Origin of the sequence: Cellvibrio sp. KY-GH-1 (genome assembly GCF_008806975.1) — a bacterium.
GTDB lineage: Bacteria > Pseudomonadota > Gammaproteobacteria > Pseudomonadales > Cellvibrionaceae > Cellvibrio.
The window spans coordinates 3,128,139-3,154,085 of sequence record NZ_CP031728.1 but is presented as its reverse complement, the minus strand read 5'-3'; the positions used below and the strand labels follow the sequence as shown (position 1 = coordinate 3,154,085).

The 25,947-nt window shown below is 50.9% G+C and carries 24 protein-coding genes; 6 read left to right on the top strand and 18 right to left on the bottom strand.

Annotated features, from left to right (window positions below; all coding sequences use genetic code 11):
* The first annotated feature begins 75 nt into the window (after positions 1-75).
* Entirely contained in the window at positions 76-414 is a 339-nt protein-coding gene (locus D0C16_RS13520; RefSeq protein ID WP_151032871.1) for a hypothetical protein, read from the top strand.
* Between the two features lie 334 nt (positions 415-748).
* Positions 749-1,204, top strand: coding sequence for a nuclear transport factor 2 family protein (locus tag D0C16_RS13515; RefSeq protein ID WP_151032870.1), 456 nt, complete (start codon positions 749-751; stop codon positions 1,202-1,204).
* A 23-nt stretch (positions 1,205-1,227) separates the two neighbouring features.
* Here the strand turns inward: D0C16_RS13515 and pelA are convergent, their stop codons facing one another.
* From pelA to dksA, 10 genes are all read right to left on the bottom strand, one after another.
* A complete protein-coding gene (gene pelA / locus D0C16_RS13510) occupies positions 1,228-2,469 on the bottom strand; it encodes a pectate lyase (RefSeq protein WP_225318673.1) in 1,242 nt (413 codons plus the stop codon).
* A gap of 227 nt (positions 2,470-2,696) precedes the next feature.
* A complete protein-coding gene (panB, locus tag D0C16_RS13505) occupies positions 2,697-3,539 on the bottom strand; it encodes a 3-methyl-2-oxobutanoate hydroxymethyltransferase (RefSeq protein ID WP_151032869.1) in 843 nt (280 codons plus the stop codon).
* A gap of 26 nt (positions 3,540-3,565) precedes the next feature.
* Positions 3,566-4,249 (bottom strand): deoxynucleoside kinase, encoded by a 684-nt coding sequence (locus tag D0C16_RS13500; RefSeq protein WP_151032868.1) that lies wholly within the window; start codon positions 4,247-4,249, stop codon positions 3,566-3,568.
* A gap of 18 nt (positions 4,250-4,267) precedes the next feature.
* A complete protein-coding gene (gene folK, locus D0C16_RS13495; RefSeq protein WP_151032867.1) occupies positions 4,268-4,753 on the bottom strand; it encodes a 2-amino-4-hydroxy-6-hydroxymethyldihydropteridine diphosphokinase in 486 nt (161 codons plus the stop codon).
* A 3-nt stretch (positions 4,754-4,756) separates the two neighbouring features.
* Positions 4,757-6,142: a polynucleotide adenylyltransferase PcnB gene (gene pcnB, locus D0C16_RS13490; protein WP_151032866.1), complete on the bottom strand. Its 1,386-nt coding sequence runs from the start codon at positions 6,140-6,142 to the stop codon at positions 4,757-4,759.
* A gap of 882 nt (positions 6,143-7,024) precedes the next feature.
* Positions 7,025-8,437 (bottom strand): sigma-54 dependent transcriptional regulator, encoded by a 1,413-nt coding sequence (locus D0C16_RS13485; protein WP_151032865.1) that lies wholly within the window; start codon positions 8,435-8,437, stop codon positions 7,025-7,027.
* Between the two features lie 68 nt (positions 8,438-8,505).
* The gene (locus D0C16_RS13480; protein WP_151032864.1) at positions 8,506-11,475 is read right to left on the bottom strand and encodes an ATP-binding protein; all 2,970 of its coding nucleotides are present in this window, start codon (positions 11,473-11,475) and stop codon (positions 8,506-8,508) included.
* A 46-nt stretch (positions 11,476-11,521) separates the two neighbouring features.
* Positions 11,522-11,704 carry a hypothetical protein gene (locus D0C16_RS13475; protein WP_151032863.1) on the bottom strand — a complete coding sequence of 61 codons (183 nt, stop codon included), beginning with the start codon at positions 11,702-11,704 and terminating at the stop codon, positions 11,522-11,524.
* 69 nt (positions 11,705-11,773) lie between these two features.
* Positions 11,774-12,712 (bottom strand): tRNA glutamyl-Q(34) synthetase GluQRS, encoded by a 939-nt coding sequence (gluQRS, locus tag D0C16_RS13470; RefSeq protein ID WP_151032862.1) that lies wholly within the window; start codon positions 12,710-12,712, stop codon positions 11,774-11,776.
* A gap of 38 nt (positions 12,713-12,750) precedes the next feature.
* The gene (gene dksA / locus D0C16_RS13465) at positions 12,751-13,194 is read right to left on the bottom strand and encodes an RNA polymerase-binding protein DksA (RefSeq protein ID WP_151032861.1); all 444 of its coding nucleotides are present in this window, start codon (positions 13,192-13,194) and stop codon (positions 12,751-12,753) included.
* 277 nt (positions 13,195-13,471) lie between these two features.
* On the opposite strand from dksA, the gene sfsA reads away from it, so the two are divergent.
* Entirely contained in the window at positions 13,472-14,182 is a 711-nt protein-coding gene (gene sfsA / locus D0C16_RS13460; RefSeq protein ID WP_151032860.1) for a DNA/RNA nuclease SfsA, read from the top strand.
* Here sfsA and D0C16_RS13455 read toward each other — a convergent pair.
* Both D0C16_RS13455 and D0C16_RS13450 read right to left on the bottom strand, forming a co-directional pair.
* Positions 14,158-15,093 carry a DMT family transporter gene (locus tag D0C16_RS13455; RefSeq protein WP_151032859.1) on the bottom strand — a complete coding sequence of 312 codons (936 nt, stop codon included), beginning with the start codon at positions 15,091-15,093 and terminating at the stop codon, positions 14,158-14,160. The two genes, sfsA and D0C16_RS13455, sit on opposite strands and share 25 nt — an antisense overlap.
* Positions 15,094-15,193: 100 nt before the next feature.
* Positions 15,194-15,739, bottom strand: a complete 546-nt coding sequence (locus D0C16_RS13450; RefSeq protein WP_151032858.1) for a DUF4136 domain-containing protein — start codon at positions 15,737-15,739, stop codon at positions 15,194-15,196.
* Positions 15,740-15,866: 127 nt separating this feature from the next.
* Between D0C16_RS13450 and D0C16_RS13445 the strand changes: the two genes are divergently transcribed.
* Positions 15,867-16,691, top strand: a complete 825-nt coding sequence (locus D0C16_RS13445) for an undecaprenyl-diphosphate phosphatase (RefSeq protein WP_151032857.1) — start codon at positions 15,867-15,869, stop codon at positions 16,689-16,691.
* A gap of 14 nt (positions 16,692-16,705) precedes the next feature.
* On the opposite strand, the gene D0C16_RS13440 is transcribed toward D0C16_RS13445, so the two are convergent.
* The 5 genes from D0C16_RS13440 to D0C16_RS13420 form a co-directional block, all read right to left on the bottom strand.
* The gene (locus tag D0C16_RS13440; RefSeq protein WP_151032856.1) at positions 16,706-17,104 is read right to left on the bottom strand and encodes a gamma-butyrobetaine hydroxylase-like domain-containing protein; all 399 of its coding nucleotides are present in this window, start codon (positions 17,102-17,104) and stop codon (positions 16,706-16,708) included.
* Positions 17,104-18,426, bottom strand: a complete 1,323-nt coding sequence (gene hslU / locus D0C16_RS13435; RefSeq protein ID WP_151032855.1) for an ATP-dependent protease ATPase subunit HslU — start codon at positions 18,424-18,426, stop codon at positions 17,104-17,106. Before hslU ends, D0C16_RS13440 begins: the two co-directional genes overlap by 1 nt.
* Before the next feature lie 161 nt (positions 18,427-18,587).
* A complete protein-coding gene (gene hslV, locus D0C16_RS13430) occupies positions 18,588-19,112 on the bottom strand; it encodes an ATP-dependent protease subunit HslV (protein ID WP_151032854.1) in 525 nt (174 codons plus the stop codon).
* A gap of 131 nt (positions 19,113-19,243) precedes the next feature.
* Positions 19,244-19,795: an SPOR domain-containing protein gene (locus D0C16_RS13425; RefSeq protein WP_151032853.1), complete on the bottom strand. Its 552-nt coding sequence runs from the start codon at positions 19,793-19,795 to the stop codon at positions 19,244-19,246.
* An 83-nt stretch (positions 19,796-19,878) separates the two neighbouring features.
* Positions 19,879-22,098 carry a primosomal protein N' gene (locus D0C16_RS13420; RefSeq protein ID WP_151032852.1) on the bottom strand — a complete coding sequence of 740 codons (2,220 nt, stop codon included), beginning with the start codon at positions 22,096-22,098 and terminating at the stop codon, positions 19,879-19,881.
* A gap of 265 nt (positions 22,099-22,363) precedes the next feature.
* Here D0C16_RS13420 and rpmE point away from each other — a divergent pair, with 265 nt between their 5' ends.
* A complete protein-coding gene (gene rpmE / locus D0C16_RS13415; RefSeq protein WP_151032851.1) occupies positions 22,364-22,585 on the top strand; it encodes a 50S ribosomal protein L31 in 222 nt (73 codons plus the stop codon).
* Positions 22,586-22,598: 13 nt separating this feature from the next.
* Positions 22,599-23,426, top strand: coding sequence for a thermonuclease family protein (locus D0C16_RS13410; RefSeq protein ID WP_151032850.1), 828 nt, complete (start codon positions 22,599-22,601; stop codon positions 23,424-23,426).
* A gap of 4 nt (positions 23,427-23,430) precedes the next feature.
* On the opposite strand, the gene D0C16_RS13405 is transcribed toward D0C16_RS13410, so the two are convergent.
* Positions 23,431-25,893 carry a penicillin-binding protein 1A gene (locus D0C16_RS13405; RefSeq protein ID WP_151032849.1) on the bottom strand — a complete coding sequence of 821 codons (2,463 nt, stop codon included), beginning with the start codon at positions 25,891-25,893 and terminating at the stop codon, positions 23,431-23,433.
* Between the last annotated feature and the right edge of the window lie 54 nt (positions 25,894-25,947).

Here is a 25,947-nt window from a genome sequence, read left to right as displayed (position 1 = left end):
ACAGAGCAATCAGCAGCGGCGTTAAAGTCTCCTATACTCAAGCGAAACAGATTTCTTGAGCAAAAGGTGTTTGGTATGACATGTAACAATATTTCCAGCGCAATTCGGGTTTTGGAAGGATTGCAGGCAGGTTTGGATCAGGCCTATTGGGAAGCCAATAGTCTGGATCGCAAAGATTTTTTTTATGACCTTATTAGCGCGTTGCACGCTGAGCTTTCCGAACTGGGCAAGTTAAGCGTGCAAGATCACGATTTGGTGTATGAACCGGTCACAGAAGAGTTTCGTGCTGCGCGGCCCAAGTTGGGACGCTTGTTGAAATTGATTGATGAGTTTGCATTGCGCTCTACCACAGCAGCGCGTCTCGATCAGTTAATTAATGAGGCAATGGTGTTGATGGGGCGCGGGTCTTTGTAGTTGATATAGCCATTTCTAATCAGGCGAATGTAGTTATCGCCAAATAATTTAAAAATTACCCGATGAAAACTGGCAATGATTGAAAACTGAACAATACTGAAACTACCGGTGACGGTTTCTCCCTGTGAGCTGACGGTGGTGTGTTGCGATTGGTTGGCTTATCGATTTAGGGAGGTTGTGTAGTTACCGTTGGGTTTTTCTCTTAGCCCAGTTTGGAACTCCCCTTTATTTGTAATCTAGTATGGTCTTGGCCGGCATCGTTTTGGTGTCGGCTTTTTTTATGTTAAAAATTTATGTAAACATGTTTTGCGTGTCTATTTAATGGTAATTCACGATGAAAAAATTGGTTGTCATGACGATATTGTCCTGTGCTTCTATGCCCACCCTTGCCGATTCCTGTATGGAGACTAAAAACCTGATCACATTGGATCAGCGCTATGAAACTGCGATGCAGAAGGGAGATGTAAAATTCTTGGAGCAATTACTCGCCCCGGAGTTTTATTGGGTGCACAACCTGGCCAATTTGAAAGAAACAAAGGCAGCCCTCATTGAGCGAGTGCAAAAACCGGAAGAACAACCCAAGGCGCGGCGCTCGCACGATTTGAGTGTTAGGCACCTTCAAAATACGGCGGTAGTAGAAGGGTTGGTCAGTGTGGAAAAATGGAATGCGGACGGTAAAACTTTTCGCACTTCGCGTTATCAGGTAATGCGGACCTACGTTGAGTTAACGGGAGAATGCAAATTACTGGCGGTGCAGAGTATGAAAGTCTGGTCAAGCGACGGGCAGTGAATATTGCCCGTCGCTTTTCATTCTTATTTCAACGGGTGGGATTTGGCCCAGCGCGCATATTTCTCCAGCACTTTATTTGGTGCTGTGGTGTACCAGGCGTAACCAAGGCGTCGTTCCTCTGATACTTCTCCTATTGCATAGTGAATCGAATCGTCGCGATCGCCAAACACCGGTTTATTGGTGCCTATTTCATAAAAACGCGCCCAGAGTGGCGGCGCATTTTTATCATCGTCCAAACTTACCGCGCCGCGCACCCAGGTCTTACCGGTTATTTTGCTTCGCTCATACCAGCTCGCAGCGGCGTGTACCGACTTTACAATTACCTCGCTTGGGTTATCCAGATCCATTAAAAAGTCCAGCATCCACACGCTTTCTGAGCTGGTGAGTGAAATCATTTCATAGGCGCGCGCTTTGGCGGGCTGCAATGTTTTTGCATCATGCTGTGCGCCCCAGACTGTTAATTTTCCATCGACGACTACCTGGGTTTTTATGACGCAATCCAGTGCGCGCGCAAGGCTATTTCGTGCGGCTTGTTGTTGGGCTTTAGACACAAACGTAAATTCATTTTTAGCGTGGGCGACATTGTTTAATACCAGCATGAGGTCGCGCATCAATGCATCATTGTAAGTGATGTGGTCGTGATAGCTACCGCGCAAGGGAAAACTTTGCGGCCAACCACCATTGGGATATTGCGCGGTTAACACCAATGCCAAGCCGCGCGCAAAGGCATCAGCGTAGCGCGTATCTCCGGTAGCCTTGTGAGCTTTCGCGAGTAATAACAATTGGGTGCTGGTTGCGCCGTTATCGAACGTCGGGACGTAATCCTCTTCGGTACCAAATGCTTGTCCCGGTTGGCGCAGCGCCTTGGCCATATCGGTACGTTTGGACCAGCCCCCGGACGGCGTTTGGAAAGAGAGAATAATATCCATCACCCGTTTGCCTTCAGCAGAGGCAAACCATTCGATAGGTTGATTAATTTCAAAACCAAATTCTTTGGTGGCTGCCGGTAGCTCCGCTGTTTTTTTGTTGAGCTTTGTTAATTCGGCGGCAATTACCGCTTCATCTTTTTCGTGCAGTGATTTAGAGATTGCGTAATAAGCATCCCAGCCGATTGGTGAACTCTCTGCTAATGGTGTTGCAGCAGTTTTTTCAATTACCGAAGTCGCCATTACACCCGGGGCGGCGGCAATCAATAGGCTTAAGGTGAGAACAAGCAGAGTTTTGTTAGGTATCCGAACTGTGTTAACTGTGAGAGGGCTAAGCATAATAATTTCCTGTTATCGCGGGGCATATAGAGGCTGGCCTTATAAAAATAATAGTTGCAAAAACTTGGTAGTGGCCATGTATAAGTTAACTGCCGATAGCCTGTCAGTGTAGCAAGAAAAATAATCAGCGCTGCTTTTCAGTCGTGGGCATGGATATAAAAAAGCCGCTGCAATTGCAGCGGCTTTGTTGGCGACCAGGTTTTGGCCCACAGTGCCAGTGCACGACATTAATTAAAAATATTATCGTCACCGGGAAATGTGCCAGCTTTTACGTCGGCGACATATTTTTGCATGGCTCCAGGAATATCCTTTGCCTCCAATAAAAAGTTTTTGGAAAATTTGGGTGGCTGTTCTGTTAGGCCGAGAATATCGTTAATTACTAATACTTGCGCATCGACATCGCGGCCTGCGCCTATGCCGATAGTGGGGATGGCAATCTCACGGGTAATTTGCGCTGCGAGTGCGGCGGGTACGCATTCCAGTACCAGTAAATCAGCGCCGGCATCCGCGAGTAATTTAGCATCCGCGAGAATTTTTTCGGCGCCTTCCTGATCGCGCCCTTGCACGCGGAAACCGCCAAATTTATTCACCGATTGCGGTGTTAACCCCAGGTGTGCGCACACAGGTACGCCGCGTTCGGCAAGCATACGCACTGTGTCTGCCAGCCAAGCCCCGCCTTCGAGTTTTACCATCTGCGCACCGGCTTGCATGATGCGCATGCAATTGCGCATAGCGTCCTCCGGTGTGGCGTAGGTCATGAATGGCAGGTCGCCAATGATTAAGGATTTTTTATTACCGCGCGCTACGGCTTCCACGTGGTAAATCATTTGTTCCATGGTGACGGGAATCGTGCTGTCATATCCCAACACCGTCATGCCGAGTGAATCGCCAATTAATACTACTTCTACACCACAGCGCTGTGCCATCGCCGCCATGTGCGCGTCGTACAGTGAGATAACTACAAATTTCTCACCGTTACTTTTTAATTTATTGAGTGTGTTTATCGTGATGCTTTTGGTGAGTGCAGTGTTTGCCGTGGAGGTGGTGCTGTTTATGGTTCCGTAAGGCATGGCAGTTCTCGCTGTGAGAAAAACAATTAGAGTGCAGGCACTGGATTGTAATAGTGACGACCGCTTTTGATGGTGAGTATGTATTCCACCAGCTGTTTAAAGTGGTCGCGATTTTTCGCCAGATTTAAATCCTTGGCGTTGACAATCAGTAGCGGTGCGCCATCGTAAAAATGGAAAAATTCAGTATAGGCGTCATTGAGTGCTTTTAGATAATCGGCGCTTATGTATTGCTCGGCGCTAATGCCACGTTGACGAATGCGGTCGAGCAATACATCGAGTGGTGCCTGTAAATAAATCACCAGATCCGGTTTGGCGGCATTGATCACCAGCTTGTCATACACCTGGCGATAGATATTTAACTCATCATCATCCAGCGTTACCCGCGCAAACAGTTGATCTTTTTCAATTAAAAAATCAGCGACGCGTACGGGTTCGAAAATATCGTCCTGCTTTAGATTTTGTAATTGATTGGCACGTTGAAACAAAAAGAATAATTGCGTCGGTAGCGCGGTGGATTTTGGGTCGCGATAGAAACGCTCCAGAAACGGATTTTCTTCCGGCTGCTCCAACAGCATATCGTAGTTGAACAGGCGGGCAATATTGCGCGCGAGGGTGGTCTTTCCGACACCAATGCAACCTTCCACGGCGATGTAGCGCGGAAGTTTGGTATTGGTGAGGTCCAGGCCTAATTCTTCAAAGACAGCGTCCACAGTAACTCCTTGCGCCGGTTAGCGATTCTCTGGCAAACGTGCCAAGCCTTCAAAAGGGCACTGGCTCAACAGGGTTTGCAAGGAAATGCCATCCGGTAGTTGTAAGTTCGGGTCTATATCCGCCAGCGGGTAGAGAACAAAGCTGCGCTGGGTCAGGTAGGGGTGGGGTACAGTCAGGCGCGGAAGCTGGATGGATTGATGGCCATAAAGTAGCAAATCCAAGTCCAGAGTACGCGGCCCCCAATGCTGCAGCCGCACGCGTCGGTGCGCTTGTTCTATGGATTGAAGCGCATCCAGCAAATCCAGCGGGGCGAGGCGGGTCTCCAGCTGCGCCACCGCATTGATGTAGTCCGGCTGTTCCGGGCCTATGGCACGGCTTCGATAAAGTGCTGAGCGGGCAACCAGCCGCGTGTCCGCTAGCAAATCCAGTTCGAGGAAGGCGCGGTTAACCTGCCCCGTCGGATCCTCCAGATTGCTACCCAGCCCTATGTAGGCCAACACCATGGGTTATTCGTTCCCGCTGCTTGCAGTATCCGATTTGGGCTTGCGCGGCCCGCGGCGACGGCGTGGCTTGCTGCCGCCGGTTTTGGTGCCCTGGCGCGCTAATTCCTTCACCATTTGTTCGCGCTCTTCGTCGTTGGCGGTTTGGTAATTAGTCCACCAAACGCCGAGCCCATCCAGAGCTTCGCCGGCAGCTTCACGCATCAACAGGAAATCGTAGGCCGCACGGAAGCGTGGGTGATCCAACGTCCGCAAAGCGCGCATCCCCAAACGGTTGGGTAGGCGCTGCTGCAAATCCCAAATCTCGCGCATGGGAATCAGGAACCGTTTGGGCACGGCCGTGCGCGTTAACTGTTGGTTAATTGCATTGGTACCAGCTTGCGCCCAGGCTTGGGCGGGCGTCATCTGTCCAGACAGCAACTTGAACTGCTGTTGTACGGCAGGCCAGAGCAGCGCGGCATAAATAAAGGCCGGGGTGACAGTTTTGTCGGCACGGATGCGTTTGTCGGTATTGATCATGCACTGCTCGATCAGGTTCGCACCAATCTCGTCTTTGGCTTTGAGTGCGATGTCTGTGCCGGGGAACAGGTGGACTAACAGATCGTATTCACGCAGGAGATTAAACGTTGCTGTTGCAGAGCCGCCAAGGAAGAGTTTGAGCACTTCTTCAAACAGGCGTGCATCAGACACATTCAGCAAGAGGTTTCCCAGTTCGCGAATGGGCTTGGCGGTTTTAGCCTCTATGTTAAAGCCCAGTTTGGCTGCAAAGCGCAGGGCGCGCAGTATGCGTACCGGGTCTTCCTTGTATCGAGTGGCTGGGTCGCCAATCATCCGCAGGGTACGGCTTTTCAGGTCTTCCACTCCTTTGCAGTAGTCGACGACCGAAAAGTCTTTCAGTGTGTAATAGAGCGCATTGACGGTAAAGTCGCGACGCATGGCATCGGTTTCCAAAGTGCCATACACATTGTCACGCAATAACATGCCATCTTCGCTGCGTGCTGCGTGCTGGGAGCTGTCATCGTGATGGCCCCGGAAGGTCGTAACCTCAATCACTTCACGCCCCATGCGCACATGAACTATCTGGAAGCGGCGACCAACTATGCGAGCGCTGCGAAACAAGCGTTTCACTTCTTCTGGTTTTGCGTTAGTTGCGACATCAAAATCTTTGGGATGATTGCCGAGTAGCAAATCGCGCACGCCACCGCCAACGAGGTAAGCGGAGTAACCTGCATCTTCCAGCTGCTTGATGATTTTAATGGCCGCCTGACTGATATTTTTGCGAGAGATACTGTGCTGGTCGCGTGGAATAGAAACTGCACCCTCGCGGGTGGTGGGGCCGGATACTTTGCTGGAATCTTTTGAGGTAAAGAGGTTAAGCAAGCGTTTGAGCATGGTTTCTCGCAGGTAATTTAGCAGTCAGTTGCATGGAAAACGCGAGTTTAGCAGATGATCAGGGTTTTTTACGACAAGCTGGCGCCAGCCGGTAAATTCCATGGTTGAACTTTTTAGTTGTACGAGTGGTCTAGTATGTGTGCAATTAATGGTTAGCTTTTGAGTTGGAAGGTAGAAAGCAAAACGGGAAAGCTTTCGCTTTCCCGCTGGAGGGTAGCACCGAAGTGCTGCATCTTGGCATCTCAATGGGTTGCCTCCGTGGCAAACATCCAATCTCGCGTGCTATCCCATCCTGTGCCTAGTCAGTAGTCCGCTTTATTTTACTGTCTTATTGCTCTTGTCTTCTAGCGTGGTCAATCTAAGTTATTGTTTACGTTATTATTATTTATCTTCTGTTGTTATTATTTCTTGTTGTTATGTTCGTTTTTTTTTCAGTTTCTTATTGTTTCTTGTTGTTATTCGTTTTTTTCAGTTTCTTATTGTCTATTGTTGTTATTTTTAAGTTTTTTCCGCTTCTTATTATTTGTTGTTGTTATTAGATTTTGTTAATTAATTCTTATTGTTTGTTTTTGTTATGGCCCACATAAGGCAGTTGTTGTGCCAAGTTTTAAAATCTCAATAAAAACAATATGTTATGTTTTTTCGAGGGGTTCTTATTTCTTTTTGTTATTTCGAAGGGTTACAGGTCGGTATCAAGTTTGTTACGGGTGGGTAGCACAAGTAACAGTTTTTTTACGGTAACACTCTCGTGGTTCGGGGTAACGATTTGGCATCAAAATGATAACTTTTGACGTATTTATTTGCATTTGTGTCACTGTAAACAAAAATCCCCGTTGCTTTTGGCATAACGGGGATTTTTTTTGTTTCGAGTAGCTAAAAAGCTTATTTGGCAGTTGTCGCCGATGCCGAAGCTTTGGTTCTAGGGATGCCAAGGCGTTGACGCCGCTCCCAGAGGCACTTGCGGCTGACCCCGAGCTTGCGTGCGAGTTCGGTTTCGCTCATGGTGTCCTGATGCTCTAGCACGAAACGCTGGAAATAATCCTCCAGTGATAAATCTTCGCCGGCGTCTTGGCGGCTGCTGCTGCGACCCGCGAGGCGTGGAGCTTCAATAAGTGAGCTACCGGTATTGTCGTCCATATCGCGGTTGTCCATATCGATGGACAGCAGGTGATCGCCAATTTCCGCGCTGTCCTCGCACAGAATCACCGCGCGTTGCATGGCGTTTTCCAATTCGCGTACGTTGCCCGGCCAGTTGTAGCTCATGATGGCATCCATTGCCGCAGACGACAGTTTGAGCTGTGGTTTACTAAACTGACTGCAATAGCGCTGTAACAGAGATTCTGCGATGTTGATAATGTCGCGCCCGCGCTCCCGCAGCGGTGGTAATTCCAACTGAACTACGTTGATACGGAAGTAGAGGTCTTCGCGAAACTTGCCTTCTTTGGCGAGCTTGCGCAGATCGCGGTGGGTTGCGGCGACCAGGCGCACATCGACTTTGCGCGACTCGACCGAGCCTAGTGGTCGAACCTCACCTTCTTGTAGTACGCGCAGCAGGCGCGCTTGGGCTTCCAGTGGCAATTCACCGATTTCGTCGAGGAACAGGGTGCCACCGTCAGCAGCGGCTACGAGGCCCTCACGGTTGTTGGAGGCGCCGGTAAAGGCACCTTTTTCATAACCGAAGAGCTCTGATTCAATAAGTGTGTCTGGAATCGCAGCGCAGTTCACTGAAATCATTAAGTGGTTGTTGCGATTGCTCTCCTCGTGCAAGGCGCGAGCGACAAGCTCTTTGCCGGTGCCGGTTTCTCCGTGGACCAAGACGGTGGCGTTGGTCGGTGCAACTTTGTGGATACGATTGTATAGGTCCTGCATTACATCACTGGCGCCAATCATCCCGGCGATTGCGCTGCTGGCCGCTTGGCTCGCTGGAGCGGCTTTGTTGGCCGCTTTAGCCTTGCCAATAACGCGCTTGACCGCGTTGACCATCTCATCATGATCAAAGGGTTTGGCTATATAGTCCACCGCGCCCATGCGCATGGAGTCCACCGCTGAACGCAGGCTCGCATAGCTGGTCATGATGAGGACGGGGGTGTCACCCGCGAGTTTGATCAGGTCGGTGCCGGGGGCGCCGGGTAGGCGTAGGTCACTGATGATCAGGTCGAAATCTTTGAGTTGGAACTTGGATGTAGCTTCTTTTACCGACGGGGCCTCGCTGACCTCGTACTGGTTGCGCTCCAGCAATTTGCGCAGGGCATTGCGGATGATGGTTTCGTCTTCAACAATCAGAATCTTACTCATAGCTATCCGGGTCTTGCGTTAGGTGTTACGGTCTGACCCGGGGTTGGCCGGGTCGCGAGTTCATCCTGTCAGGCGTCCATGAATGCATCAAGATGACGGGGCAATGTTATTACGAATTGTGCGCCACGATTGTGAACCGGGTCGGCGGGACTGATGATGTCCATGTGGCCGCTGTGGTCTTCAATAATGCTGTAAACCATGGCCAAACCCAAACCTGTACCTTCACCCGGTTCTTTGGTGGTGAAGAAGGGTTCGAGAATTCGCTCGATCAGCTCTGGAGGGATACCGTGTCCCTCATCGGTAACAGTTACTGTTACCGAATCCTCATCTTCGTTACTTTCAAGCATAACACGCCCTTGCTCAGGGCTGGCATCCCGTGCGTTAGATAAAAGATTTATAAAAACCTGAATAATACGTTGAGCATCACCTGCAATAATGGCAGTTTTTGGGATGTCATTGCAGAAAAGTACCTGAGTTTTTTCCTTTTGCAGCGACAACAGATGAATCGCTTCATTCGCGCAGTCACGGATGGAAACAGCTTCAAACTCGGATTTGCTGGCGTGGCCGGCGTGCGAAAAGCTCACCAGCGACTGAACTATCCGGCCCACCCTATCGGTTTGGCTGAGAATTTGTTCCGCCGTTTCCAATACTTCTTTCGGGTCACTCGAGTCGTATTTCAGGTTTTGGGCCAGGCACGCGATGCCGGTAATAGGGTTGCCAATTTCATGTGCGACACCTGCTGCGAGTCGCCCTACAGAGGCAAGCCGCTCTGAATGGACTAGCTCCTGTTCCAGCAACTGGGTTTCCGTTACGTCTTCAAGCAGCATTACCTGATCATAAACACCAGCCGTAATGGGGCCTTCAATGTTGGCTTTGTGCAGGCTGATCCAGTGGGGGCGGTTGTTAAGCTCTATCTCGCGGCGATAAAAATGGGGTTCGCCACTTTGGCTGAAATCGATCAACAGGCTGCACCAGGGCTCGGGAATATCCTCCAGGTATGAGCCAGTCACGTCCTCGGTGGGAATTTGGGTCAGGTTCGCCATGGCGCGGTTCCACATCAATACCTCCATATCGCGCCCGAGCGAGCAGACCGCCATCGGTAGCTCCTCCAGAGTCTTGCGGTGATACAGGCGCAGTGTGTTTAACTCGGCCGCCATGCCTGTCAGATGGTCGCGGTACTGGGCGAGGCGGTTTTCAATCAGGTTAATATCCACCGTGCTCTGGGCCTCGGCAGTGACATGGGGGATGTACTTGTCCATGATTTCGCTGGCGACGTGAATACCCATCAGGCTGGAGAGGTTACCTTCGATCTGGTCGCGCAGGCGGCGCAAGGCATAGGGACGACGCTCATCAATGCTGAGGTTAAGTTCCTGAAGGGCAATATCCACTTCGCGGCTCGCTGTCACTTTGCCCAAGGGTTTGGCGAGGCGATGTTTGAATTCAGATGCTGAGTGCACGTCCAGCGCCTGCCGCACGGGGTGGCTAAGTTCGTCGGCGGCGCAAAGTTCGGCGCTGTACTGCTCGTCATCGGATTGGCGTGTAAACAGTGATATTACAATAAAGAAGAATGCGTTAAGCCCCAGCGAGATCAGGGTGACCTGGCTCCAGTACTCGATGCCGACCGGGACGTTTAAGTGAAACAGTGGTATCTGGATATATTCAAGACCGGTGAGGATCGGCAGTAACAAGCCAATTCCCCAGATGCTGGTGCCTACCGATAGGCCGGCGATTAACCCGCGTTTGTTGCCCTTGCTCCAGAACACAATAGCGAAGGTCGCGGGCAGGAATTGTAGGGTTTCTATGAAAGCAGTCATGGCAAGATGGGCAAGGCTGAAGCGATTGTCCAGTACCCAGTAAAATACATAACCCCCGGCAAAGATGGCGGCGATCAGCACTCGGCGCAACCAAATCAGTTGCGTGTAGAGATCTGTGCGGGTGCGCAGTTTAAGGCTGGGCAATAGCCAATGGTTCATCACCATGGTTGCCAAGGCCAGAGAAATGATCACCATGGCGCCGGTAGCGGCCGAGAGCCCGCCCAGAAATGCGAGCAGGGTCAGGCCGGGCGAGTCAAACAGGATGGGAACCCCGATCGAATAGTATTGCGGCGGTAAGGGAACCGAGAGTTCAGTACCGGCCCAGAGGATTGGAAATATCGGCAGCGCCATCAGCAACAGAAATAGTGGGAACGCCCAGGTAACAGTGTGAGAGTTACGCATCAGCGGGTTTTCTGCGAGTCCCAGATGGAAGATATGTGGCATGGTAACGGCTGTCGCGACAAACACCAGTAGTAATGTGTGGGCGGAATCTGTGTGGATTGGGGTATGCAGCAGGGCCAGGTTTTCCGGGTGATCCAGCAGCCATTGATCCAGTCCATCCAGTCCGTCAAAAACCCCGTAAACCGCGACCAATCCAACGGCGCAGAGCGCGAATACTTTCAATAGTGACTCAAATGCCATCGCGGTAATCAGGCCGCGATGCTGGTCCCGGTTGGCGCCGAAAGAAATGGTAAAAAACGCCAGTATCGCGCAATAACAGAGTGCCATCACGTCCTTAAATGTCAGCCCGGTACCGGCCAGCGGCAGCGAGGGATTGGAACTAACGGTCAGGATATGCATGGTGTCGGCAATAGCCTGGATCTGCAACGCCATCAGCGGCAAGATCCCGCACAGCATGCAAAGGGTGGTCAGTGCACCCACACTGTGGCTGTGGTAGCGAAATACCAGCAGGTCAGCGAGTGAGTGTACTTGATGGCGCCGCGCCAACTCTGCCAAGGGCGCCAAGGCTACCGGCGCGAACAGGAAGAGAGCACCTGTGCCCAAGTAATAAGCCAATGCGCCATAGCCATATTGGAAGGCGAGGTCGATGACGCCGTAAAATGCCCAGGCGCTGGCAAAAATACCTAGCGAGAGGACATAAGTTATCGGGTGCGATGTTACTGATTCCGGAATCCAGCCGCGCTCGGTAATCCATGCGATACCAAACAAAAGCAACAGGTAGCCGATACCGATAAGTGCAACTTGGCTGAGGTCAAAAGTCATTATGAATTCTTATAAAGTTATTAGTTGATAATCCGGCAGGACAGAGTTAATCCAAATCCTGATATTTTTTGCGCCGCAGCTGTATCACAAACGCAATCACAATCACCAGTATCCAGACGATATAAGGTCGGTACCAAGCGCCTTCCGGGTTGATAATCCAGTTAAACAAGCTGGGTGAAAATATATAGGCAATCAGCAGCAGTAAGATGACCAGGCGTTGATTGTTCATGATTTAGAGGTCCAAAGTGGCGCGAGAGGGCAGCCAGATTGATGTTATTGTTTTCGGCCTGAGCTTGATCTACGACCAGTCGTTATCCAAGTATAGGTGGCTGAGGCCCTTGATTTTGTTTCTGTGCCAGTAATGCAATCCCCAGTCCAGAATTTCGCTGGTTGAAACATCCGCCAAATCGGCGGGCGGATTTTGCCCTAAAAACTTTAGACCACGCCACAGGTTCCTGCTTGCGGCATTGACGTCGATTGCGCGAGCGTGATTTTGCTTACTCAGCTTCTGGCCGTTTTCCTGCACTGCCAAGGGTACATGGCCAAAGGCGGGGCGCCCCGCGCCCAGTAATTCAAAGAAGAAAAGTTGGCGGCCAGTGACTTCGAGCAAATCGGCACCGCGAATCACATGGGTAATTCCTTGGACAATGTCATCAACGACTACGGCGAGTTGATAGGCATAAAAACCATCGCGTCGTTTCACAATTTGGTCACCCGCCTGAGTGCGCAGGTTTTGTGCTTGAGGGCCCTGAATCAGGTCATGGAAGTGAATTTCATCGGCGCTGGCATAGCCCTCAATATCGTACAGTTTGAGGCGCAATGAATAGGGTTGGGCCAGATTGACTGGGTGATTGCGGCAGTGGCCGTTGTAGATGCCGCCCATACTGGCAAGATCCTGGCGCGAGCAACCGCAGGGGTAGACCCAGTGGCGGCTGACCAGGCTTTCCAGGCAATCCTGATAGGCTTGGTGCCGCTGGCTTTGGTAGATAACCTCGCCATCCCAATTCAGCCCATGCCCCTCAAGGCAGTGCAGGATGGCAGTTGCTGCGCCCGGCTGTTCGCGCGGCGGGTCAAGATCTTCCATGCGTACCAGCCATTGTCCGCCATGGGCTTTAGCATCCAGGTAACTGGCGAGTGCAGTGACTAGCGAGCCGAAATGTAATGGGCCAGAAGGCGATGGGGCAAATCTGCCGATATAGGGAATTGGTGCTTTGGTGATGGCGATAGCGAAGGGCATAGCGATGAGGTGGGCGCACCCACCTCGAGGTCGGCGGATTAGCCGCCGATTTGTTTTTCTTTGATTTCTGCGAGGGTCTTGCAATCAACGCAGAGGGTCGCGGTTGGGCGAGCTTCCAGGCGACGGATGCCAATCTCAACACCGCAGGCATCACAGTAACCGTAATCGTTGTTTTCGATCAGCTCCAACGTGCTATCAATTTTCTTGATCAGCTTGCGCTCGCGGTCGCGGGTGCGCAGTTCCAGGCTGAATTCTTCCTCCTGGCTGGCACGGTCAGCTGGGTCTGGGAAGTTAGCCGCTTCATCTTTCATGTGGCTCACGGTGCGGTCTACTTCTTCCATCAGCTCTGAACGCCAGTTGAGCAGCAGATTACGGAAATGCAGCTTCTGGCTATCGTTCATGTACTCTTCGCCTTTTTTCTCCACGTAGGGAGTAAAAGGGCGTAGCGCGAAGGTTTCAGTAGAGGGTGATTTTTTCGCCATAGTGGTTAGCGCCTCGTAGGACTTCCTGGATCGTCATTCACTGCCTTTATTAGGTAGGCAGAATTAGAAGGGGGAGCAAGCTATCAGATAACATATAGGAGTGCTAGCGTTTTTTGCTCGTCACTCAATGGATTACCCGAGTGTTTCTGGAACCTGCTGCCAATCGACCCCAAGCAAAAACTATAGCCCCAAAATGGCGCGTTTGTGGTTCAATTTGTCGTTAATTTGTCATTTATCATTAGTTCATCACTTGGCTTTCAGCATCGAAGTTCCGTTTATGTCCCAGTTGTATCCAGCAATATTGCTCCGCCGTTATAAACGATTTCTGGCGGATATCCGCCTTGCGGATGGCGGCGAGCTAACCATTCACTGCCCCAACACCGGTTCGATGAAAAATTGTGTGCTGCCCGAAAGCCCTTGCTGGTACTCGGTGAGCGAGAGCAAAACCCGCAAGTATCCCCAAACTCTGGAATTGGTTACCACACCGGGCAATCATCTGGCGGGGATCAATACTGCGCGCGCCAATGAGTTGGTGGGGGCGGCAATTGCTGCGGGTGTAATTGCAGAATTACACGGCTATGCGTTACTGAAACGTGAGCAGGTATACGGTCGGGAAAAATCGCGAATTGATTTCTTGTTGAGCGAAAATCCGGATGATGCGCGTCAGTGTTATGTGGAGGTAAAAAATGTGACCTTGATGGAGGCGGAAGGCGAAGGATTTTTTCCTGATGCGGTTAGCGAGCGCGGCAGTAAACATTTGCGCGAGTTGATAGCGATGGTGAAGCAGGGGCATAGGTCAGTATTATTTTTCTGCGTCCAGCACACGGGTATCAAATCGGTGAAACCCGCCGGCCATATTGATCAGTTATACGGTGCTACTTTACGTCAGGCAAAGGTGGCTGGTGTGGAGGTAATAGCCTATGCGGCAGAAATTCTGCCGCATAAAAATCTCATCGCATTGGCTCATTCTTTACCGGTAGAGGTTTGAGTTGGTTTTGCCCCCGAGTTGACTACGGCCACAGCGCCAAGAATTAATAAGGTGGCGCTGATTTCCGGCCAGCCGGGTTTCTCACCCAATAATAAAATTCCAGAAATAACGCCAATCAATGGTGTGATCAGTGATGAAAGCGAAGACACGCTTACCGGAACCAGGCTAACCAAACGAACCCAAGCCCAATAACAAAACATAAAAGCAATAAATACATTGTAAACCACGCCCCATAGCACCAGCGTCGAGGGTATTTTTTGTGGCGCACCATCAATAAACACTGCGGCGATCAAAATAGGAATGCTTGCCAGCAATAACAGCCAACCGGTCAACGCTACGCTGTGCATCGGGATTTGCCAGCGCTTCATCATCACCGTGCCCGCGCCCCAGCTCCAGGCGGCCACAACCATAAATACGGCACCTATAAACAAGTCGTAATTAATCGGTCCACCGAACCAGCTCAATAACGTTTCGCTGAGCAATGCCAATACCCCACCGCTGCCTAGCAGCAGAGCAACGCTAACACGCGGGGTAAATTTATCCTTGAGTATCCATACTGAAAGTAATACTGCCCAAATGGGCATGGTGTAACCCAATAGTGCAGAGCGCCCGGCAGGCAACAAGCTCAAACCGTACGTGGCCAGAATGTTCCAACCAATAATATTGAAGGCGCAAACCCACATCACCTTTTGCACGTAGCCGCTCGGAATTTGCAACCTGAGACCGGATGCTCGCGCCAGTCCAAGAATTCCCAATCCTCCCAGGAACAAACAAAACCCGCGAAAACTCAGCGGTGGAATTTCCTGCAGAATAAATTTCATGATAGGCCAATTAATACCCCAGCCAATAGCCATACCAATTAATAAAAAAATGCCTTCGGCAGAAAGGCGAGAGGGGGGCGGGCTAGACATGGGCATCACTCTGACTGGACCAATGGCATCGACGGAAATGCAATTAACGTGAGCCCTAGTGGAGCCCACAGTAAACTACTAAAAATAGATGTTAGTTAAATTACTTGGCGGCAGTTTGCGGAGGAAACTGTTGCAATAATTGCGTAAAAGTTTCACGCAATTTATTTTCTGCCTTGAGGGAAAAATTAATTAGCGGGATTCCTTCGGCGGTACCTCGCCAAATCAGGGTATTGGATTTAGCCTGAGTGATGTCTACCACTATTACGCCTTCCTGTTTTCCTTGCCCCAGCAATGTTCCGGTCCCCAGTCCAATGCTGCCGTGTCGTCCCATCGGCATGCCTATACCGATTCCGATACTGGTATTGCCGCCACTGCTAACGCGCGAAAAAACTTGCAGATCCAGCAGTACATCCGGTGCCGAATCACTCGGGGTAAAACCTTGTGCGAGCAGTTGCGCGTCCGCCAGTTGTTGCAGCAAACTTTTATCAATTCCGCCAATATCAACCGCGGTGCTGCGCCATTGATAGGTTTTTAGGTTATTGAAGTCGGTGCCGGATTTAAAATCATCGCCATAGCGTATTTGGGCACAGGCACTGAGTAACATCACGGTCGCGATTGCCAGTAAACGAGAAAGTGCTGACTTCATAAAGCTGTCCTCCGGAGATGGTGGAAAGAATTATAACTCACTAGTGCCCAACTTATGGGCACAGAGTTTGCAAACCTTGTGGAACTGGCGCAGACTGCGCCGCGATTTCTTCATCCGGGAGCTGACGGTGGACTTTTTACTGATTATTAAAGCAATTGTATTGGGGCTGGTAGAGGGTCTTACTGAATTCCTGCCTATCTCCAGTACCGGGCATTTGATTGTGGTGGCGGACCTGATTAATTTTCACAACGATGGGCGCGTATTTGAAATTGCAATTCAGTTAGGTGCCATCCTTGCGGTAGTGGTGGAGTACCGACAGAAATTTATTGGAGTTGCTTTGGGCATGTTCAGCGATACCAAAGCCCAGCGTTTCATCGCCAATCTATTGATTGCTTTCTTGCCCGCCGCGTTTTTTGGTGTGCTGTTTATTTCAATAATCAAAACTTATTTGTTTAACCCCTTGAGTGTGGCCACCATGTTGATTCTAGGTGGCATTATAATTCTTTGGGCGGAGCGTCGTACCCATCAAGTTCGTGTTCATAATGTGGATGATTTGAGCTGGAAAGATGCGTTAAAAGTCGGCTTGTTTCAGGTGGTGTCTATGGTGCCAGGCACATCGCGTTCAGGGGCAACGATTATCGGCGGCTTATTTATTGGGCTGGATCGCAAGGTCGCGGCTGAGTTTTCGTTTTTTCTCGCCGTGCCCACGATGTTCGCGGCAACCTTTTACGACATCTATAAACACCGCGATTTATTGCACGCCAGTGACTTGCCTATGTTTGCTGCAGGATTTATCACCGCCTTTTTTGCCGCATGGCTGGCAGTGAGAACGCTGGTACGTTTTGTGGCTAACCACACCTATGAAATTTTTGCCTGGTACCGTATCGCTTTTGGCTTGGTGATTTTGGCAACGGCTTACACCGGTGTGGTGAGCTGGAGTGGTGTGGAATAAGTAGTGGATGATTGCTAGTTAATAAATTTCACGACGCTGGTATCTTTCTCGCGGCTTTTGCCGGCGGCGTGTAACTTTTGCAAGTATTCACTCCACAGCTGCGTCTGATTTTTTCCCAGGTCGTAAAAGTAACTCCACGTAAAAATGCCGCTGTCGTGGCCATCACTAAAAATGAGTTTGAGCGCGTAGTTTCCAGCGCGCTCAATACCGTTAATTGCGACGTCCTTTTTTCCAAATTGCAGCACTTCTTGCCCAGGGCCATGACCTTTGACTTCGGCACTGGGCGAGTGAACGCGTAGAAATTCGGCGGGCAATAAAAATTGCTCGCCGTCAAAGTGCAGCTCAAGCTGTTGCGATTGTTTATGCAACTTGATTTTGCTGGGTGTTTTGTTGTTGTCGCCTTGGATGGTCATTAGAGGATATACCGGCTCAAGTCTTCGTTTTTGGCCAGCTCACCCAAGTGCTTCTCAACATAATCTGCATTGATTTCTACTGAGTTGTTGCCATTGCCCGCATCGAAAGAAACGTCTTCCAGCAAACGCTCCAAAATCGTATGCAAGCGGCGTGCGCCGATATTTTCGGTGCGCTCATTTACTTCAAATGCGGTTTCGGCGATGCGGCGAATACCGTCTTTGGTAAAGGAAATGTCCACGCCTTCGGTTTTAAGCAGTGCTTGCTGCTGTTCGGTGAGCGATGCTTTGGGCTCGGTGAGGATGCGTTCAAAATCACCCGGCGTTAGTGCTTGCAGCTCCACGCGAATGGGCAGGCGGCCTTGCAATTCTGGAATCAAATCGGATGGTTTACTTAAATGGAAAGCGCCGGAGGTGATAAACAAAATGTGATCAGTTTTAATCATGCCGTGCTTGGTGGAGACGGTGCAGCCTTCAATTAGTGGCAGCAAATCACGTTGCACACCTTCGCGCGAAACATCGGCACCGCTTACATTACCGCGTCGGGCAACTTTGTCGATCTCATCAATAAACACAATGCCGTTTTGCTCGGCCGCTTCGATGGCTTGGGCTTTGATATCCTCTTCGCTCACCAATTTCGCCGCCTCTTCGTCCTGCAATTGCTTGAAGGCCTTTTTCACAGTGATTTTGGTTTTTTTAGTTTTATCGCGCCCTAGCGATGAAAACATGCTCTGCAATTGGTTGGTCATTTCCTCCATGCCCGGTGGGGCCATGATTTCAACTCCAACGGGGGTTGCGGCGAGATCAATTTCAATTTCTTTATCGTCGAGGTCACCTTCGCGCAATTTTTTGCGAAAGATTTGGCGGGTGCCTGATTCGTGTTTACTTTCTTCTGCCGATAAGTCGCGCGCGGGAGGGAGCAGTGCATCCAGAATGCGATCTTCCGCCGCTTCGGCGGCGCGATGTTGCACGGCTTTAACCGCTTGTTCGCGACGCATTTTTATAGCGACGTCGACCAGATCGCGAATAATGGATTCCACGTCGCGACCAACATAACCTACTTCGGTAAATTTGGTGGCTTCGACTTTAATAAAGGGAGCGTTGGCTAGTTTTGCCAAGCGACGTGCAATTTCAGTTTTGCCCACACCGGTTGGGCCGATCATTAAAATATTTTTTGGTGTAATTTCATTGCGCATGTCGGCGGCGACTTGCATGCGGCGCCAGCGATTGCGCAGGGCAATGGCAACCGCACGTTTGGCGTTTTGCTGGCCGACAATATGTTTATCCAATTCGTGCACGATTTCGCGCGGGGTCATAGAAGACATAAAAAACTCTTTTGATTTCTTGGTGCAAAAGTAGCTGTTTTGACCGTTTATCTAGTGCGGACTGTCGGAGACATGGATGTCGACGACAAGCCTACAGGGAGGTATTTACGGCGTGTCCGCACTAGATAAACGGTCAAAACGGCGGGCTAATTAAGATCAAATTAATAATCGAGAACTTCGATGGTGTGATTCTGGTTGGTGAATACACAAATATCACCAGCGATTTTCAAACCTTTTTCCACAATGCTGCGCGCATCCAGCGAAGTATTTTCCAGCAGCGCGCGCGCGGCAGCTTGCGCGTAATTGCCGCCTGACCCGATTGCAATCAAATCGTCTTCGGGTTGGATTACATCGCCGTTGCCGGTAATGATTAATGAAGCTTCTTTATCGGCGACTGCCAGCAGCGCCTCCAAACGGCGCAGGTTGCGATCTGTTCGCCAGTCTTTGGCGAGTTCGACGGCAGCACGCGTCAATTGGCCATTGTGGGCTTCGAGCTTGGCCTCAAAGCGCTCGAATAACGTAAACGCATCGGCAGTGCCACCCGCGAATCCCGCGAGGACCTGATTTTTATACAGGCGGCGGACTTTGCGCGCATTGCCTTTCATGACGGTATTGCCAAGAGATACCTGGCCGTCGCCACCAATTACCACCTGACCTTCGCGGCGAACAGAGAGAATCGTAGTCACAGGACTTCCTTTAAAGAAAAATTCAACCACATGTGAAGCATGTGCTGTGCGGTATCGCAACAGGAATTATCGAAATGGGGATGGGCACGGCTTTTTCAAGCAGTGCCTTTGGGGGGAAATAGGGGAGCTGATTATTTGGCTTTGGCGCGCTTGAGTACTAACGCGTTGTACTCATTTTTTACCAGCTGTGAACGGGCGCTGGTCAAGGCATTCTGGTTATCGAAGGGGCCAACCACCACGCGATGCCATATCTCGCCTTTGCGGATTTCTACTTTTTCAATACCCGCATCCAGGTTCAACAGGATCAACTGCGCGCGCAACTTATCTGCATCTTCCGCTTTGGGGAATGAGCCCACCTGGATCAGATACTCGACGCCGGCCTCCTGTTGTGCCGGTTTTTCTTCACCAGCGGCTTCACTGGCGGGCACAATGGTTTCGCTTTCTTGCAATAACTTATAAAAGTCAAAGCGCGGCTTTGGTGTTTTGTTTTCAGTGACCTTGGGTTTTGGATCTTCCTTGGGGGCCGGTGCGGCAACCGGGTTTTTAATAAAGTAATAGCTCGCCGCAAACGCGCCCATGACCAAACCGGCAATAAACCACAGCCAAGCGGGTGTTTGGCCGCTGGCGTTGCCGCTGTTGCGTTTTGCCGGTGCGCGGCCTTTTTTGGCGAAATCTCTACTCATGGAGCTGGTTTATATCATCTAGTGGTGAAAACAAGGGCGCGATTGTAAAGGGAATGTCAGGAGTCGTCACTAAATCAGGCGTATTAGCCCATTTCTTGCGGGTCGACATCAATCGACCAGCGCACGGCTTTGGCGAGCGGACTGCCTTCGAGTTTCATCGCCAATTCAGCCAGCAATTGCTGCAGCGGTTTGCGCTGTGCGCTGTTGATTTGCAATTGATAGCGAAAGCGATCGCCGCGTTTTTCCATAAATGCCGGCAACGGGCCGAGGTAGCTCAAGCCTGGGTTGGCGGGTAATAGTAGTTCTGCTTGCTGGCGAGCAAAGGCGAGAAAGTCTGTGGCTTTCTGGGGGAATTTGCTTTCCGCACGGATCAGGACCAGTTGGCGATAGGGCGGCAAGCCAGTGACCTGACGCTCGGGTAAAATCAATTCGGCCAGGGCATGGTAGCCGCGTGTAACGAGCGTTTGTACCAGTGGGTGATCGGTGTGATGGCTTTGTAATACCACTCGCCCCGGTTTTTCGGCGCGCCCGGCGCGCCCGGCAACTTGCATCAATAATTGACCCATGCGTTCGGGGCCGCGGAAATCGGTACTGAATAAGCCGGCGTCGGCATCAAGAATGACTACCAGAGTTACATCGGCAAAGTGATGGCCTTTGGCCAGCATCTGGGTGCCGATGAGAATACAGGGTTCTCCTTTGTGCACATCCTCCAGTAATTTTTGCATCGCGTTTTTATTGCGCGTGGAATCGCGATCCACGCGAATAATTTTTTGTTCGGGAAATAATTCCTGCAGTGCTAACTCACTGCGCTCGGTTCCTTGTCCAATAGGTTGCAAATGACTGGAATTACATTGCGGGCAGCGGCGCGGCAGAGCGCGTTGATGATCGCAATGATGGCAATGTAAATGACGTGGGGTTTGGTGCACGGTCATGCGTGCATCGCAAAAATTGCAGTTGGCGAGCCAGCCACAATCGTGGCATTCCAGTGTAGGCGCGTAGCCGCGACGATTGAGGAATACTAGTACCTGGTTGCCGCGCTCCAGGGTTTCGCCAATGGCGTCGATACTGGCTTGCGCGAAACCGTCGTGGAGTATTTCGCCGCGAATATCCAGTAATTGGACTTCCGGTGGTTTGGCGCTACCTGCGCGCGCTTTGAGTTGTAAATGCAGATAGCGACCTTGCACGGCGTTGTGCAGGGTTTCCAGTGACGGTGTTGCCGAACCGAGAATAAGCGGGATATTCAGGCGCTGCGCGCGGACCGCCGCCAGATCGCGCGCGGAATAGCGAAAGCCATCCTGCTGTTTGAAGGAGCCATCGTGCTCCTCATCAATAATGATAATGCCCAATGACTCGAATGGGGTGAATAGCGCCGAGCGGGTTCCTATCACAATGCGTGCAATGCCGGCGCGGGCTTGCAGCCAGGCATCCAACCGCTCGCGATCATTTAGCCCTGAATGCAAGGCTGCAATTGGAACGGCAAAACGTCGCTGGAAACGCTGGATTGTTTGTGGGGTCAGGCCTATCTCCGGTACTAACACCAGCGCCTGTTTGCCCTTCTGGAGGCAGTGTTCAATGGCTTGCAGATAAATTTCGGTTTTGCCGCTGCCAGTGGCCCCATCGAGCAAATAGGTTTTGAATCCCTCCGGAGCAATCTGTACCAAGGCGAATGCTTGTTCATCGCTGAGAGTAAGTGGTTGCTCATTCAATAATGCTTGTGGTTGCTCGGTACGGGTTGGCTGTATCTCTTCCGTTTTGACCAAGCCCTTGTCGATCAGTGTTATCGCGATGCTGCGTGGAATCTCTAGTTGCTCCAGATCCTGGCGGAGTAAATAAGGAAACTTTTGTAGTTCCGCGATGAGCGCGGCTTGCTTTGGGGAGCGCTTGAGCGCTCCTTCTGGCAGACCTTTCCCTTCAGTGGTTAGCATAAATGCCGGCTCGCCGCGCATACGCGCCGGCTCGCCCTGGCGCAACAACACTGGCAATGCAGCCTGCAATACTTCGCCCAGTGGGGATTGGTAGTAGTCAGCCGCCCAGCTGCACAGCTCTAGTAATTCTGTGCAGAAAGCGGGTTGCTGATCGACAACAGTTATCGCCGGGCGTAGCTTTTCAGGTTGGTAAAAGCTAACTGACTTAACCGCCATAAGCACACCGATTAACTCCTGGTGGCCAAAAGGAACCCGAATCAAGATGCCAGCCTGCAGCGAGTCGAGCTGTTCGGCGGGAAAATCAACGGGTGGTAAATAATCGAAGTTGCGCCTTAACGGCACCGGCAGGGCTAGTTCGAGTAAGCGGGATTCAGGCATCGGTAAATAAGACGGTTAACTATTGCGTGGCCGGAAGGATAACCCATATTCGCTGGTTTATATGCGGCAGAAAAAGTGGTTGCGTGCAGCTGATTGCGATACGGGGGATTAGATGGTGATATTTTAGGCAAAACCCGGGTTTTCGGTTGCGTTGGCGTTTTTTTCTGATAGTATCGCCGCTCTTCAAAAACAGCCGTTTTTTTTAACCTATGTGCGGTGCCAGGCAACAGACCTGGTGGCGGCACAGCTTACGAAGGCATTCATCATGAAAGCAGACATTCATCCAAATTACGTTGAAGTAGCTGTTAACTGCAGCTGTGGCAACAACTTCAAAACCCGCTCAACTCTGGGTAAAGACTTCCACGTAGACGTGTGCGGCCAATGCCACCCTTTCTACACTGGCAAGCAAAAAATCGTTGATACCGGTGGCCGTATCGATCGCTTCACCAAGCGTTTCGGCAGCCGTATCGGTGGCGCCAAGAAATAATAATTGGTGTACCGTGCAGCTTAAGCTGGTGCAACAATCCCTAAAAACGCCGGTGAGGTTACTCACCGGCGTTTTTTTATGTCTGTTGTCTTCTGTATCGGTGTTGGCGGAGTGCGGTCACCCCGAAACTGCAGCCGTTATTGTGGCTAAGGTGCAGGATGGCGATACCTTGAAATTGAGCGATGGCCGTTCAGTGCGAGTACTGGGTATCAACGCACCAGAAATTACGGTCGGCCAAAAACGCGGTCAGCCACTGGGGAAAGAATCATTGGCGAGTGCGCAACAATTTGTGGCCCATGCTGGCGGTGAGGTTCTCCTGGGGTTTGATGCGGAAAAGCGTGATCACTACGGGCGCTGGTTGGCTCATGTATACGATAAATCCGGCCGAAGCTTGGCAGTTGAGCAAATCCGTGCGGGCATGGCAATGCAAATCAGTGTGCCGCCCAATCGGGCGCAAGAGTCTTGTTTGTCGTCGGTAGAGGCTCGTGTGCGCAAAAAACCAACCGGAGTCTGGCGCAATGCCTACTGGAGTAGTTTTTCATCTACATCCTTAACCTTGACGGATACTGGGTTCCGCATGGTACGTGGCAAGGTTGTCCGGGTAGATGTGAATTCATCGGTATGGATTGAATTCGATGGTGAGTTGGTGGTGCAGATTAAAAAGTCTGACTTGCTCGCATTTGGGCGAAGCGATTGGCAATCTTTAGTGGGAAAAAGTTTGGAGGTGCGCGGATGGATTACCGCGCGTAAAGGCGCGGGTAATCCTCAGAGCGGCATACGCCGCTTTAAACCGCTGGTCATGGGGGTGCGAACACCTTCATCCCTGAAGGTTATTAATTAAACAGCTAGAAAATCTCATCCGGCAGGGTTTCCTGCTCAGTGTTTTCATGGCCAGCAGCCGACGTGCGGCTGGTATCTTCCCCTAAAAACACCTCAAAAATAGCATCCGGGTCACCTGGCATGGCGGGCTTACCGGTATCCGGGTTGATGCGCACGGTGACTATGCCTTCGGGTTGTCTTGGCAGTTGATCGGGTACCCCTTCAAGTGCAGTGCGCATAAAGTCGATCCAGATTGGTAAGGGAGCGGAATTGCCGAACTCTTTCCTGCCCAGCAGGGTGTTGGCATCAAAACCAACCCATACACTGGCGACAATATTGGGGTTGTAGCCAGAGAACCAGGTATCGCGGGGGCCATTGGTGGTGCCAGTTTTGCCGGCAATATCTTTGCGCCCCAGTTGTTTGGCAAGTCGACCGGTACCTTTATCAACAACGTCTTTGAGCATGGAGTCAATCAGATAGGCGATGCGGGCATCGATTATTCGTGGTGCCCGCTGACTGGTATCCATAGGTGATGTACTTATCAATGAGCCGTCCTCAGCATATTGAGGCTCATTGCGCTCACACTCTTTACATACCTTTTTCGGCTTGGCTTCATAGACGACCTTGCCGTTGTCTTCCTCTATGCGTGTGACCAGATAGGGATCAATCTTGAATCCGCCATTGGCAAAGCTGGCATAGGCAGTGGCCATTTGCATGGGGGTGAGCGCGTGAGAACCCAGTGCGAGGGTAAGGTCGCGCGGGAATTCTTTGGGATTGAAGCCGAACCGCGCCAGGCTATCCAACGCTGTTTGCATACCAATACTGCGCAATAGTCGAATGGATACAAGGTTGCGTGAGCGATAAAGCGCCTGGCGCATCCGCATAGGGCCGACAAATTTGCCGTCATCATTCTCGGGGCGCCAGGCAATACCGGTGCTGGTATTTTCAATCACAATCGGAGCGTCGTTAATAATTGACGCCGGGGTAAAGCCATTCTCCAATGCCGCTGTGTATAACAATGGCTTGAAGCTGGAACCGGGTTGGCGTGCTCCCTGGGTGGCGCGGTTGTAGTGACTTTGATTGAAGTCAAAACCGCCAATCAAAGAGCGAATGGCGCCATCGCTTGGGTCGAGTGAAACCAGTGCCGACTGGATGGCAGGGACCTGGCTGAAATTCCATTGGTCGTCGTTGTCTTTGACAATTCGGACTACATCGCCCGCTTTTAGAAAGTCGCGCACATTAGCGTAAGCGGCGCCGCGACTATCCTCCGTGATATAGGGGCGCACATTCGCAAGCCCTTGCTCCCAGCCTAGATCGACGAGGTCGCCATTACTCATTAGCACTTTGAGTGATTTATCCCCCAGATCAACCACTGCGGCCGGCTCAAGTCCGCCCAAGACTGGAATGCCTTGCAGCTCTTCCTGCCAGTCAGCCAAATCAGATTCTTGCGAGGGTTTTAGGTGCCGCTCGGGTCCGCGATAGCCATGGCGCTGATCGTAACCAAGCAAACCTTTAACAACGGCGGCCTGGGCGGTTGCTTGCATGGCGCTATCCACGGTGGTGTATACCTTGTAGCCCTGCACGTAAGCTTTATCGCCAAAGCGATCAAGTACTTCCTGGCGTGCCATTTCAGCAATATAAGGAGCCTGAACATCCAGAGTGGTGCCATGGTAGCTGGCGGTGTTGGGTTCATTTATTGCAGCTTCATAAGTGACTTGGTCAATGTGCTTGAGCTCATACATACGCCCAATAATCCAGTTACGGCGAATCATGGCGCGTTTTAAGTTGGCGAGGGGGTTATAGGCGGAAGGCGCTTTAAGTACACCCACAATCATGGCGTATTGGGCGACACTTAGCTGGTCTATGTCCTTACCATAATAGATTTGGGCGGCTGCTTGTAAACCGTAGGCGCGGTTGCCAAAGAACATTTTGTTGTTGAACAATTCAAGGATTTCTTCCTTGGTAAATTTTCGTTCAATTTCAATGGATAAGAGGATTTCGTTAAACTTGCGTGAGAAGATTTGTTTGCGAGTGAGAAAGAAATCACGCGCCAACTGTTGAGTAATAGTACTTCCGCCTGATTGGATGGCGCCGGACTTTAGAATTTGTGATGCGGCGCGCAACATGCCTTTTAGAGAAACCCCATGATGCTCAAAGAACTCTGCATCTTCGGCGGAGAGGAGGGCTTTTATATAAAGGGGCGGTATCTGGTTATAGGTGAGCGGAGTGCGACGTTGTTCGCCAAATTCACCAATTAGTTTCCCGTCGCTTGAATAAACCCGTAACGGGGTCTGTAATTTAACCTCCCGCAAGGATTCAACCGAAGGTAGTTTGGGGCTCAGGTATAAGTAGAGACCTGCAAACGTCACCAGGGTAACACTGGTACCAGCCAGTAACAGCCAAAAAATAATGCCGAACAAGGATTTTTTACTGAACATTTTTTCTATGTGAATTAATGGGTTAGCGAATTCGCAGGAAGAGGCGCGCATTATACGGGCTTTTTGCCTGTTTACATATTCATCGGTTTGTTGCAGGCTTAAGTT